This is a genomic window from Sphingorhabdus sp., from assembly GCF_044338195.1.
Taxonomy (GTDB): domain Bacteria; phylum Pseudomonadota; class Alphaproteobacteria; order Sphingomonadales; family Sphingomonadaceae; genus Sphingorhabdus_B.
Window position 1 is genome coordinate 22,472 of the sequence record NZ_JBIIMC010000021.1, and the last position, 12,621, is coordinate 35,092.

The following is a 12,621-nucleotide window of genomic DNA, read 5'->3' on the forward strand; positions in this document are numbered from 1 at the left end:
TCGAATTTATCTTGTGCCGGGCACGCGGAGGTCAGACATCCGCTAATACTTGACCGCAACATAATATTGATGCGTCCAACACAATTTTTGGAGAGACCGATATGAAACATAGCCCACGCATTCTTCTTCTCGTCAGCGCTGCATTATTGGCGCCATATGGCGCAGCGCACGCGCAAACGGTGACGGCCGAGGCCACCGCGACGGAAAGCCAGCGGCTCGCTGCTTTGTTCGCTGCGGACGACGAAGCCAGCCTGAAGCGCAACCCGCTCAACGCCATGTTCCGCGGCGATATGCGCTATGCGGACCGCTTTGGCGATTTCATCTCCGACACCTATTTCGACAATGAACGCAGCGCAGCACAGGCCAATCTCGATGGCTTAAAAACAATCGACCGCGCAAAGTTGAATGACACCGACCAGATTGCGTACGACGTTTACAAACAAAGCCAGATCGATGCGCTGAAGGGCCTGTCCAAAGAAATCATGGACCTGACGGTCGTGCGTCCACTCAATCACTTTTTCGGCTTTCACACTTTTTATCCGACCTTCGCCAGCGGACAGGGTGCAGCGCCGTTCAAGACGGTTCAGGATTACGAAAACAACCTGAAGCGCCACAAGGAATTCATCGTCCTGATGGACGCATCAATTGGCCGTTTCCGCCAAGGCATGGCGTCGGGCGTATTCGAAACGAAGATGACGATCCGCAATGTCATCGACCAGCTGAACACACAATTGGCGCAAAAGACCGAAGAGTCGCCTTATTATGGGCCGGTACTAAAATTTCCTGCGGATTTCAGCGATGCGGACAAAGCACGCCTGACGTCGGAATATCGCGACATCATCGTAAACGGTCTGTACCCAGCCAATGCCCGTCTGCGTGACTTCCTGCGCGACAGCTATTTGCCATTGGCGCGCGAACAGGTCGGCTTGTCTGCCATGAAGGGCGGCGAAGGCCTGTATCAATATATGATCGAGCAAACGACGACCCTGCCATTGAAGGCAAACGACATCCACAATCTGGGATTGTCAGAAGTTGCCCGGATTAAATCGGGTATGGAAACCATCAAGAATGAAGTTCGCTTCAAAGGCACCCTGCCCGAGTTTTTCGAGCATCTGCGTTCGGATCCGAAATTCAAAATGGCGAGCCGTGATGCGCTGACGCAGGGTTATTACGACATCGGCAAAAAGGTCGACGCAACGATTTCGACGCAGTTCAAATATCTGCCCAAGGCACCGCTTGAAATTAAACCCTATGAAGAATTCCGCGAGAAATATGAAGCAGGCGGCAGCTATCAACAGGGCACTCCTGATGGATCGCGTCCGGGCACATTTTATTTCAACGCCTATGACCTGCCAAGCCGCACGATCCCCGGCATGACCACGCTTTATTTGCATGAAGGCGCACCTGGGCACCATTTCCAGATCAGCATCGCACAGGAAAATGAAAAGCTTCCCGCGTTCATGCGTTTTGGCGGCAACACGGCCTATGTCGAAGGTTGGGCGCTATATTCCGAAACCCTCGGTTACGAAATGGGCCTGTTTAAAGACCCGTATCAACGCTTTGGGACGCTGTCTGACGAAATGCTACGCGCGATGCGTCTCGTGGTCGACACCGGCATCCACAGCAAGGGTTGGACCCGCGAACAGGCAATCGACTATATGCTTGCCAACAGCGATATGGGCAAAACCGACGCCACGGCAGAGGTCGAACGTTACATTGCCATTCCGTCACAAGCATTGGCCTATAAAATTGGCGCCCTCACTATCCAGCGCCTGAAAGACAAAGCGAAGAAGGAACTTGGCAAGAAATTCGACGTGCGCGAATTCCACAATCAGGTTCTGAACACCGGCGCACTGCCGCTGACCGTGCTTGAGAAAAAGATCGACGCCTGGATCGCCGCGTCGAAGTAAACTGCGCGCTTCCCGGCGAGAATTCTTGTCGGGAAGCGAACAGCTTGATTGGTCCCCTGCCTTGATATAGCGCTTGTCATAAGGGGGAATGTCATCATGCCAAGTTTTACCGCCAGCCTTGCTGGATTTGTTTTGCGCACCACGGGCTATTATCGCCGAATGTTTACGGGCGGGCCGCAGTTTCAACAAAACATCGTCAAAGTCCGGGCAGCGCCTACGCCGCGACCAATCGCGAAGGGCGACGTTGACGTTCGACAGAGCGAATTTCAGGGCCGCAATGTCTGGCACGTGGCGCCCAAGGATAGAGCGCCGACCGCGCATATTTTGTTCTGGCACGGCGGCGGCTATGTCTATTCAGCCACGGACATCCACTGGAAATTCTTAAGCCACATGGCGTCACAACATGGCTGGTCGATCACGGCACCACTGTATCCGCTCGCGCCGGAAAGCTCCGCCGAAGCCATTACGGCATGGGCCAGCGCCTATTACGCGGCGTATCAAGCCGATATCAATGGCGCGCCGTTCGTCATGGGTGGCGATTCCGCAGGGGGCGGCTTGACCGCGGCATTGGCGCAAATGGCACGCGACGGCGCGCAACCACTGCCGGCTGGCCTGTTGCTCATTTGCCCTTGGCTTGACCTGGACCCGGCACATCCCGACCAGTTAAAAACGGAACCGCGTGACGGGATTTTGACCATCAGCGGCATTGCCGAAGGCGGTAGTTTGTACGCAGGCGACTTGCCCCGCAATGATCCACGGTGCAGCCCAATCTTTGGAAACTGGGATGGCTTGCCACCCATATTGGCCTTTGCGGGCGGCGATGACATTTTGGTCACCGATTCCAGAGCGTTGAAAGCCAAAGTGCCATCGGTTGATCTCACTGAACTTGCGGGCATGATGCACGATTGGCCTATTTTCAGCTTCAGCGAGTCACGCAAGGCACAGGCCGCGATGGCAGGCTTTGCGGCACGGGCTGTGGCGTAACGCATTTGCGTGGTGGGGTTGGCTGCGATATGAAGTTGCTATGAAAGGCGATGCTCCATGCCGGCGGTAAAAGCAGCCAACCCGCGCGATGTTTTTGCATCGGATGACTGGCGTGCCATCACGACCTTGTCCCTATGGCGCGGCATCTGGCTGATCATCCATGCGTGGATCATCGTGGCGCTTGCCGCATTTGGTGGCGCTGCGGCGTGGAACTATCACTGGCTTGCCGGGATATTGATGACGCCGCTGGCGCTGGCCGTATTGGGTGGACGGCAATTGGGGCTGTCCATCCTGATGCATGACGGCGCGCACGGTCTGCTGCACCCCAATCGCAAAACCAACAACTGGCTTGGGCAATGGCCGTCAGGCGCTGCAACGGGCAGCGACCTGTTCGCCTATCGCACCTATCATCTGACGCACCACAAATTCACGCAGCAAGCCGAAGACCCGGACCTGTCCTTGTCCGCGCCGTTTCCCACCAGCCGTGACAGCCTGCGCCGTAAGTTCATACGCGACCTGACCGGGCAAACTTTCTTCAAACAAAGGCGTGCGCAATTTGCGGCGGCGTTGCGAGGGGTAGCCGCGATACTGCGGGGCGAAAGCGGCGCGGGTAAGGCCGATACGCATGCAGGCCGGGCGTTCAACATGCAAAACAGAGCCGGGGTCGGCGCGCCAATCGCCAATGTGGAAGGCGCCAAAACGACTGCGCGTACCGTGGGCCGGTTCCTGACTGTGCAGGCGATTTTGCTCGCGATATCCTTGACCATATGGGGCTGGGCGCCATTCCTTCTTTGGCTGGCCGCGCTCGCGACGACATTTCAATTGTTCCTGCGCATCCGCAACATTGCCGAGCACGCCTGCACACCGACGGGCAGCGGCGACCCATTCACGCACGCACGCACGACCTATGCGGGCGCCTTGGCGCGCATGACCGTGGCGCCATATTGGGTGAACTATCACAGCGAACATCATCTATTCATGGGTGTGCCGTGCTACAAATTACGCGACACCCACCGTCTGCTGGGCAATGGCGGCTATCATCCGCGCATGACGATTTCGCCCAATTATCGCGATGTTTTGCGGCAGTCGGTCAACCGGCCTAGAGCCACCCAGCCCGCTTAAACCGGATGAACAGGGTGACGCAAACGGTCGCCATCGTCGGGTTCATGCAAGCGCTTCCGCAATCAACTGGCGGCTGTTCGCAATCCCGTACAGCGCGATGAAGCTGCCCATGCGCGGACCAGCGCTTGAGCCCAACAGCGTTTCATACAGCGCCTTAAACCAGTCACGCAGATTTTCGAAACCGCCCTCTTTGCCGATTTCATACACGATATTTTGTATGTCCTCGGCAGTCGCGTCCGCAGGCAGTTCCGCCAAACGCGCGTCGAGCGTTTGCAACGCCGCAACCTCAACACCCTCGGGCTTGCGCTTTTGCAAGGTCGGCGCAACAAAGTCGCGATTATACGCAAGCGCGATGGGAATAAGTTCCGCCAGTTCAGGCGCATTTTCCGGCGACACATTGTCGGCATAATTGCCAAGATAGGCCCAGACCTGCTCCTCGGTCGCGCCTGCACCCATGACACCAACAAGGTTCAGCAACAGACCAAATGTGACCGGCGGTTGCCCGCTGGGAACTTGACCATTGTGGATATGGTGGACCGGGTTGCCCAGCCGCTTTTCAACCGGTTGGTCATGCCATTGCGCGCGGAACTGGAAATATTCGTCCACCGCTTTGGGCACCACACCCAAATGGAGTTGCTTCGCGCTCTTTGGTTCGCGGAACGCATAAAACGCAACGCTATTTTCCGTGCCGTATTTCAGCCAATCCTCAAGCGCGAGGCCATTGCCCTTTGACTTCGAAATCTTCTCGCCTTTTTCGTCGAGGAACATTTCATAAATCAGGCTCTCGGGTGGACGCCCGCCAAGGACGCGTGCAATCTTGCCGGATTGCACGCCGCTGTCGGTCAAATCTTTCCCGTACATTTCGTAATCGACGCCAATTGCGACCCAACGCATGGCCCAGTCGACCTTCCACTGCAGCTTCGCTTTGCCGCCAAGGATCGACTGCGTGACAAGGTCGCCGCCATCGTCAAAACGCACGAGGCCAGCTTCGGCATCAACAACTTCAACCGGCACCTGAAGAACAATGCCGGTCTTTTCGCTAATCGGCAGAATCGGCGAATAGGTCGCGGCGCGTTCTTTGCGCAAGGTTGGCAGCATGATGTCCATGATGCCCTGATAATTGCGCAGCACATTTTTCAGTGCAGCATCAAACGCCCCGCTCTCATATTGCGAGGATGACGAGATAAATTCATAGTCAAAGCCGAATTGGTCAAGGAAATCGCGCAGCATGGCATTGTTATGCGCAGCAAAGCTCTCGAACTTTTCGAACGGATCGGGAATGCGCGACAGCGGCTTGCCGAGATGTTCGGTCAGCATCGCTTGGTTTGGCACATTGTCCGGAACCTTGCGCAGACCGTCCATATCGTCCGAAAATTCGATCAGCCGTGTCGGTGCGTCGGACAGCGTTCCAAAGGCGTTGCGGACCATGGTCGTGCGCAGGACTTCATTGAACGTGCCGATATGCGGAAGACCCGATGGGCCATAGCCGCATTCAAAGATGATTGCCGCACCGTCCGCTTTGCCGTTTGGATACCGTTTCAACAAACGCCGCGCCTCTTCAAAAGGCCAGGCTTTCGATGCCATTGCTATATCGCGAAGGTCAGTCACGTGTTGCTCTTTCGTTCCAAATACGACTATCAGATGTGTATGGACACTCCCCTAGCCTTTCCTGCGCTCCATGCAAGCCATGCCGGCATATGGGTAGGTTCCATCGACGGTCAGGTAACAACCGTCGGGAAAGGCGAAGCTGCTGGCCGTGCGGCGGAAACGCCGATGGTCATGTTGAATGCCCCATTGGTGGCACAGCGGCTTGGTTATCCGGATTTATCGGGCCTCGACCTGCTGGAATTGTTCGCCTTTGTATATCCAGCCCGTTTTGCAGTTCCGACACCAAAAGGCATGGCGAAGGCTTTGGGCATTACGCCGCCGGCAACAGATCAGGAGGTTCCGCAATTTCTGCTGGTGGCGGCGCGCACTTTGCTTGCCGTTCTTGACGCGCCCGACTGGGCGGAGCGCGAGGGTGCTTGGGACGCAGCGCAAGCGTTGATGCGGCTGCGTTGGCCATGGTCCAACCTGATTTTGGCGCGATTGAAAAAACCCGAAAAGCCCGAACGCTGGCTGTTCAGCCGTCTGCCCGAATGGGAGGACGCACCGCCCCGCACACCGCCGCGCGTTGTCACCCTTGGTGCCGAAGCCGTGCAGCAACGGCTGGCGTCGCTTGTTGGCGGGTCAGCCGAAACACGGCAGGGACAGCGCGATTTCGCGCAAGCCGCAGCGGAGATTTTTGCGCCCCGCGCGCGCAAAGGCGAACCGAATATGTTACTGGCTGAGGCCGGGACCGGAATTGGCAAGACGCTTGGTTATCTGGCACCCGCCAGCCTTTGGGCGACGGCAGCGGACGGAACGGTTTGGATTTCAACCTTTACCAAGGCGTTGCAACGACAATTGGTCCGCGAAGCGCAGCGTATTTATCCGGACTATGAAACCTTCAAATCCAAGGTCGTTGTCCGCAAGGGCCGCGAAAATTATCTGTGCCTGCTGAACCTGGAAGATGCGTTGCAAGGCGGCTTTGCCGGTCGTGCGGCCATCTTGGCGCATCTTGTTGCGCGCTGGGCCGCTTTTTCGAACGACGGCGATATGATCGGCGGCGATTTGCCCGGATGGTTGCCAACATTGTTCCGGCGCAACGGGTCGACAGCGCTCACCGACCGGCGCGGCGAGTGTATTTATGCCGGATGTCCGCATTACAAAAAATGCTTCATCGAGCGCGCGTCCCGATCATCGGTTCAGGCCGAAATAGTCATTGCCAATCATGCGCTGATGATGGTCAATGCCGCGCGCGGTCGGGATGAACTCAACCGCCCAAGCCGCATCATATTCGACGAGGGCCATCATTTGTTTGATGCTGCGGACTCGATGTTTGCGGCAGCGCTAACGGGCCAAGAAACGATCGAGCTGCGCCGCTGGGTCATTGGCCCCGAAGGCAAAGCCCGCGGCCGACGCCGCGGCTTGTCGGCGCGCCTCGCTGATGTCGCATCTTATGATGAAGAGGGTGGCCTTGCCATCGAGATGGCACGAATGGCGGCAGAAGCATTGCCCGGCGATGGTTGGCTGGCGCGGTTGGCAGAAGGTACGCCGTCGGGCCCCATTGAACGGTTTTTGGCGGCGGTTCGGGCGATGGTGTTTGCCCGCGACGAAACCAATGCCACCGAAGGCGGCTATGGTCTGGAAACAGAACTTGCCGATCCCGACCCCGCGGTTGTCGATGCCGCCGCAGACGCAGCCGTCGCGCTGGAGGCGCTGGCACGTCCTCTGACGGTGCTGGGGCAGCGGCTTGAGGCGATGGTGTCCGATCCCCCCGATTGGCTTGATGGTAGTGCCAGAGCCCGCGTTGAGGGCGCTATGGCGAGCTTAAGCTGGCGGATTGATACGGTCCGTGCATGGATATCCATGCTGGCGCGCGCGGTAGGCCCGGTGGATTCTGAATTTGTCGATTGGCTCGCGATTGACAGGTTCGAAGGTCGCGAAATGGACATCGGCATGCACCGGCGCTGGCTTGACCCGATGAAACCTGTCGCGGACATCGTCCTGAAACCAAGCCATGGGGTCCTTGCCACATCGGCAACTTTGCGCAGCGGCGGCGACTGGAAAAATGCGGAGGCCCGCACGGGCGCGCTGCATTTGGATAAGCCCGCCACACATTTCTCTGCGATCAGCCCGTTTGACTATACGGCGCAGGCAGAGGTCCTGATCGTCACGGACATAAAAAAGGGCGATGCCGCGGCGTTGGCGGGGGCCTATGCCGCATTGATCGCCGCATCGGGCGGCGGTGTCCTTGGCCTGTTCACGGCAATTCGGCGTTTGCGATCAACCTATGCGCGCATCGCCGACCGATTGGCGCGTGATGGCCTGCCGCTCTATGCCCAACATGTCGATCCGATTGACACCGGAACCTTGGTCGACATTTTCCGCGATGACCCGCACGCCAGCTTGCTGGGCACAGATGCCTTGCGCGATGGCGTAGATGTGCCGGGGCATTCGCTGCGCCTAGTCATCATGGAACAGATACCGTGGCCGCGTCCCGACATATTGCACCGCGCCCGCCGCCTCAAGAATGGCGGCATTGATTTTGATGATCGCATCATTCGCGCAAAAATGGCGCAGGCATTTGGACGCCTCATCCGCAGTGCAGACGACAAGGGGCATTTTGTTCTGCTCTCGTCCGCCGTGCCCAGTCGTCTACTGACGGCTTTTCCGACGGGAACGCCCGTGCGACGGGTGACGTTGGCTGAGGCAGTCGCTTCTGTGAAAACAGGCCTTTCGCCGGATGAAAAATTGCGGCAGGACGTCAAAATCAGTCTCGATGAAAGCAACCCGTTTTGACGTTCACGCTCACATTATTTCGTCATGCAAAATCGAGCTGGGATGACTCGGTGCCGCGGGACTTTGACCGCCCGTTGAACAAGCGCGGCGAGAAAGCTGCTGTCACGATGGGCACATGGGTGAGGCGCAACGGTCTGGTTTTTGATCATGTCGTTGCCAGCCCCGCTGTGCGTGTGATTGACACGATTGACCAGTTTGTGAAGGGCACGGGCGGACGCATGGATCCCCATTGGGACCGCCGGATATATCTGGCATCATCGGCCACGTTGATGGACGTGCTGCGTGACCAGTCGGACGAACATAAAAACCTTCTGATGGTCGGGCATAATCCGGGCATGGAAGATCTGGTTTTCGATATTTGCCCGGATGATGGCACGTCGCCATTGCGCGACCTTGTTTGGGAAAAATATCCCACCGCCGCCATTGCGCGTATGGAACTAAACATTGACCATTGGGCGGACGTTGAGCGGTCGTGTGGCCAGCTAACGCATTTCATCCGGCCACGCGATCTTGATCCCGATCTTGGGCCGCAAGACGAATGACCCCCGTTATTTGGCGGAAAGCAGGCGTGGATGACGCGGATGCGCTGGCGCTTCTGGGATCCGCAACATTCCTTGCGACCTTTGCCTTTGACCATCCCGGCCAACCACTTGTCGCGCATTTGCGGACCGAACACAGCCCGGAATATTATGCCCATGCCTTGGCGCAGCCCGGTGTCGATATCGTGATTGGCGAAACACCGCTCGGCGCGCCCGTCGGCTATGCCATGATAACCCCGCCATCGCACCCGGACCTGCAACAGGATGGGGATATTGAGTTAAAGCGCATTTATTTGCTTGGGCCATGGCAAGGTGGCGGCAATGGCCGACAATTGCTTGAGCAAGCTTTTGCCATCGCGGCCGAACGCGGCGCAAAACGCATGCTGTTGGCGGTGTATGAAAACAACGAAAAAGCGGTGGCTTTTTATGAGCGCGCCGGTTTTGCCGCGATTGGAAATACCGTCTTCATGGTCGGGGATGTCCCGTTTCGCGATATGGTCTACGCGCGGACGCTTATTTGAACTTACGCCGCAGCAAGCGCGGATGCGAGCCTATCGCGAATGGCACGCAGCGCGGAAAGATCAAACTGTGGGGCAGTCGCAACGGGGGCTGATGCAGCAACCGGCGCTGGCGCTAGGGCAGGAACGTCACCTGTTTCCAAAAAGCGTCTCGCGCCTTTGACCGTATATCCTTCGCTATAAAGCAACCGGTGGATAGTGTGCAGCAAGGCCACGTCGTCCGGCCGATATAGACGGCGGCCACCCGCGCGGGTCAGTGGGTTCAACATTGGAAATTGCTCTTCCCAATAACGCAAAATATGCGTCCGAACGCCCAAAACCTGCGCCATTTCGCCAATGGTTCGAAATGCGTCCGCCGATTTTTCAACCATGATGGGTTATTTGACCTTTTGACGCATGCCTTGGCTGGCCCGAAATGTCAGGACCCGACGCGGCGTTATGGGCACTTCCACACCCGTTTTGGGGTTACGCCCTACCCGCTGGCCTTTGTCACGCAAAACAAAGGTCCCAAAACCGGATATTTTTACATTTTCACCATCAAGCACAGCGGTGGTCATATGATCCAGAATAGACTCAATCATATTTGCCGCGTCAGCGCGCGACAAACCGATTTGACGATTTAGAATTTCCGCCAGATCGGCGCGTGTTAAAGTTCCTGTGTCTGCCATTTACGGTCTCCGGATGTGCATCCACCCTCAATATCCACAATATACAGCAGAATTTTCAATTGTAAAACAGCGATCGTTGGAAAGCGGTTACATGCGAACGACCGAAGCGCCCCATGTAAAACCTCCGCCCATTGCCTCGATCACAATGACATCCCCGGCCTTAATCCGGCCGTCCCGAACGGCGACATCAAGGGCAAGCGGAACAGAGGCGGCAGAGGTGTTTGCATGCTGGTCGACCGTCAGAACCACTTTGTCGGCGTCGAGCCCAAGTTTCTTGGCCGTCGCCTCAATAATCCGCGCATTTGCCTGATGCGGGACGACCCAATCGACATCTGCAGGCGTGAGCTCTGCTTCCTCAAGAACTTCGTACAGTACGCTGGTCAGGTTGGTGACCGCGTGCCGAAACACTTCGCGGCCCTTCATGCGCAACTTGCCAACCGTTCCCGTGGTCGATGGGCCGCCGTCGACATATAATAATTCATTATGCTGGCCGTCGGCATGCAGCTTCGTGGCCAAGGCACCCCTTGTACCCACTTCGCCCGACAGGACAACTGCGCCGGCACCATCACCAAAAAGCACACAGGTTGTGCGGTCTTCCCAGTCCAAGATGCGACTGAAGGTTTCTGCGCCGATTACCAATGCGTTGCGCGCCGATCCTGCGCGGATCATGCTTTCCGCCACCGAAAATGCGTACAGGAACCCCGAACATACCGCTGCGACATCAAAGGCGACGCCGCCATTGCAGCCGAGCGCGTGCTGGACGATGGTGGCCGATGCAGGGAATGTTTGATCGGGAGTAGCCGTCGCCAAAATAATCAAATCAATGTCGGACGGGGCCATATTCGCCGCCTCAAGCGCATTGCGCGACGCCTCTATCGCAAGGCTGGATGTCGTTTCATCAGGTTCAGCGATGTGGCGAAATTTGATACCGGTGCGTTCGGTGATCCATTCGTCCGTCGTGTCGACTTTGGCCGCAAGTTCGGCGTTTGATACGCGGTTGCGCGGAAGCGCGGACCCTGTGCCTTTAATAACGGCATGAAGGGTCGCAACCGTCATTCGGCCTGCACCCGCGCCAGATCTTGCGTGATGCGCGCCGTAATATCTTCTTCCACCAGCCGCGCGGCGACTTCTACTGCATTCGCCACGCCCTTAACATTGGCACTACCGTGACTTTTTACCACGACACCGTTCAGCCCCATGAAGACGGCGCCATTGTGATTATTGGGATCAAGGTGATGGCGCAGCAACTCCGTCGCGGGGCGCGAGACCAAAAAGCCGAATTTTGACCGCACTGAGCTCGTAAACGCACGGCGCAGCAAATCGGTCACGAACCGGGCGGTGCCCTCAATGGACTTCAGCGCGATATTTCCCGTGAAGCCATCGCAAACGACAACGTCGCATTCGCCGCGGTTGATTTTGTCCGCCTCGACAAATCCCTGAAAATCCATGTGCAGGCCGGTTGCATTGCGCAGATGCAAGGCAGCATCGCGCAGCTGCTCGGTGCCTTTCATTTCTTCTGTGCCAATGTTCAAAAGCCGAACCCGCGGGCGGTCAAAACCGAAAATGATGCGGGAATAGGCCGCGCCCATAATGGCGAACTGAACCAGGTTTTTCGCTTCGCACTCGGTGTTTGCGCCCAGGTCGAGCATCACCACGTCGGTGTCTTCCAGCGTCGGCAAAAGCGCAGAAAGCGCCGGCCGGTCGATCCCGGGCATGGTCCGTAAGGCGAGTTTTGCGGTCGCCATCAGCGCGCCGGTATTGCCTGCGCTGACAGCCGCGCTGGCTTCTCCAGTTTTTACGGCGTTTATCGCCATGCCCATGGAGCTGGTCTTGGCCTTACGCAGAGCTGCGCTGACCTTATCATCCGCCGTTACGACGTCGTCGGTGTGCAGGATTTCGGAGGCAGCGCGCAGATTGGGGTGTTGATCAAGCGCCGCTTTGATGCGGACTTCATCCCCAACCAAAAGAAAGTTGAAACTTTCGTGCCGGTGCCGCGCCAAAGCCGCACCTGCAATCATAACAGGCACGCCCTCGTCACCGCCCATCGCGTCTATGGCGATACGCGGTTTCGTGGACACCTATTATTCTCCTTTAGGAAGGATCAGGCGACTGCCACCACTTCGCGGCCATTATAATGGCCGCACGCATCACACAGGTGATGCGGACGCTTCAGTTCACCGCAGTTTGGGCATTCTTGATACGCTGCAACAGTCAGCGAATCATGGCTGCGACGCATGCCGCGCTTCGAAGGGGATGTTTTTCTTTTGGGGACAGCCATCTCGGCACCTGTTCCATTTCAAAATCAATAAGTTCTAGGGCATGCTAGGCGAAAGAGGTGGTCGTGGCAAGCAATCGCCAGAATCAGCCTATGTCAACCGCACATGTCTGTGTGAGCCGCGCGCTATACTTCTTTTTCCGGGCTTTGCAACCCGTGAGATAGCAGATAAGCACCGCACACGAACAGGGAGAGTATATATGTTGAGTTTACCCGTAACCC

Annotated in this window: 12 protein-coding genes; 6 read left to right on the top strand and 6 right to left on the bottom strand. The window is 57.2% G+C overall.

From position 1 onward, the window contains the following. The first annotated feature begins 101 nt into the window (after positions 1-101). The 3 genes from ACIQZK_RS07420 to ACIQZK_RS07430 all read left to right on the top strand — a co-directional run bounded on the left by ACIQZK_RS07420 (position 102) and on the right by ACIQZK_RS07430 (position 4,016). A complete protein-coding gene (locus tag ACIQZK_RS07420; protein WP_397575570.1) occupies positions 102-1,910 on the top strand; it encodes a DUF885 domain-containing protein in 1,809 nt (602 codons plus the stop codon). 96 nt (positions 1,911-2,006) lie between these two features. Then, the gene (locus ACIQZK_RS07425; RefSeq protein ID WP_397575571.1) at positions 2,007-2,894 is read left to right on the top strand and encodes an alpha/beta hydrolase fold domain-containing protein; all 888 of its coding nucleotides are present in this window, start codon (positions 2,007-2,009) and stop codon (positions 2,892-2,894) included. Positions 2,895-2,951: 57 nt separating this feature from the next. Beyond that, positions 2,952-4,016: a fatty acid desaturase family protein gene (locus tag ACIQZK_RS07430; RefSeq protein WP_397575572.1), complete on the top strand. Its 1,065-nt coding sequence runs from the start codon at positions 2,952-2,954 to the stop codon at positions 4,014-4,016. A gap of 42 nt (positions 4,017-4,058) precedes the next feature. Here the strand turns inward: ACIQZK_RS07430 and ACIQZK_RS07435 are convergent, their stop codons facing one another. Further along, positions 4,059-5,624: a lysine--tRNA ligase gene (locus tag ACIQZK_RS07435; RefSeq protein WP_397575573.1), complete on the bottom strand. Its 1,566-nt coding sequence runs from the start codon at positions 5,622-5,624 to the stop codon at positions 4,059-4,061. Positions 5,625-5,663: 39 nt separating this feature from the next. On the opposite strand from ACIQZK_RS07435, the gene ACIQZK_RS07440 reads away from it, so the two are divergent. From ACIQZK_RS07440 to ACIQZK_RS07450, 3 genes are read left to right on the top strand one after another with little or no spacing between them, the layout of a single operon-like run. Next, positions 5,664-8,399, top strand: a complete 2,736-nt coding sequence (locus tag ACIQZK_RS07440; RefSeq protein ID WP_397575574.1) for an ATP-dependent DNA helicase — start codon at positions 5,664-5,666, stop codon at positions 8,397-8,399. Further along, a complete protein-coding gene (locus tag ACIQZK_RS07445) occupies positions 8,396-8,941 on the top strand; it encodes a SixA phosphatase family protein (RefSeq protein WP_397575575.1) in 546 nt (181 codons plus the stop codon). Before ACIQZK_RS07440 ends, ACIQZK_RS07445 begins: the two co-directional genes overlap by 4 nt. Next, positions 8,938-9,459 carry a GNAT family N-acetyltransferase gene (locus ACIQZK_RS07450; RefSeq protein WP_397575576.1) on the top strand — a complete coding sequence of 174 codons (522 nt, stop codon included), beginning with the start codon at positions 8,938-8,940 and terminating at the stop codon, positions 9,457-9,459. The genes ACIQZK_RS07445 and ACIQZK_RS07450 overlap by 4 nt, the downstream gene beginning before the upstream one ends. A 2-nt stretch (positions 9,460-9,461) precedes the next feature. Here the strand turns inward: ACIQZK_RS07450 and ACIQZK_RS07455 are convergent, their stop codons facing one another. The 5 genes from ACIQZK_RS07455 to rpmF form a co-directional block, all read right to left on the bottom strand. Then, the gene (locus ACIQZK_RS07455; protein ID WP_397575577.1) at positions 9,462-9,827 is read right to left on the bottom strand and encodes a MerR family transcriptional regulator; all 366 of its coding nucleotides are present in this window, start codon (positions 9,825-9,827) and stop codon (positions 9,462-9,464) included. A gap of 6 nt (positions 9,828-9,833) precedes the next feature. Next, on the bottom strand, positions 9,834-10,124 hold the full coding sequence (locus ACIQZK_RS07460; RefSeq protein WP_397575578.1) for an integration host factor subunit alpha: 291 nt from the start codon (positions 10,122-10,124) through the stop codon (positions 9,834-9,836). An 87-nt stretch (positions 10,125-10,211) separates the two neighbouring features. Then, complete coding sequence (locus ACIQZK_RS07465; RefSeq protein ID WP_397575579.1) at positions 10,212-11,180, bottom strand: beta-ketoacyl-ACP synthase III; 969 nt, start codon at positions 11,178-11,180, stop codon at positions 10,212-10,214. Next, positions 11,177-12,202: a phosphate acyltransferase PlsX gene (plsX, locus tag ACIQZK_RS07470; RefSeq protein ID WP_397575580.1), complete on the bottom strand. Its 1,026-nt coding sequence runs from the start codon at positions 12,200-12,202 to the stop codon at positions 11,177-11,179. The genes ACIQZK_RS07465 and plsX overlap by 4 nt, the downstream gene beginning before the upstream one ends. 23 nt (positions 12,203-12,225) lie before the next feature. After that, positions 12,226-12,402: a 50S ribosomal protein L32 gene (gene rpmF, locus ACIQZK_RS07475; protein WP_183941905.1), complete on the bottom strand. Its 177-nt coding sequence runs from the start codon at positions 12,400-12,402 to the stop codon at positions 12,226-12,228. Between the last annotated feature and the right edge of the window lie 219 nt (positions 12,403-12,621).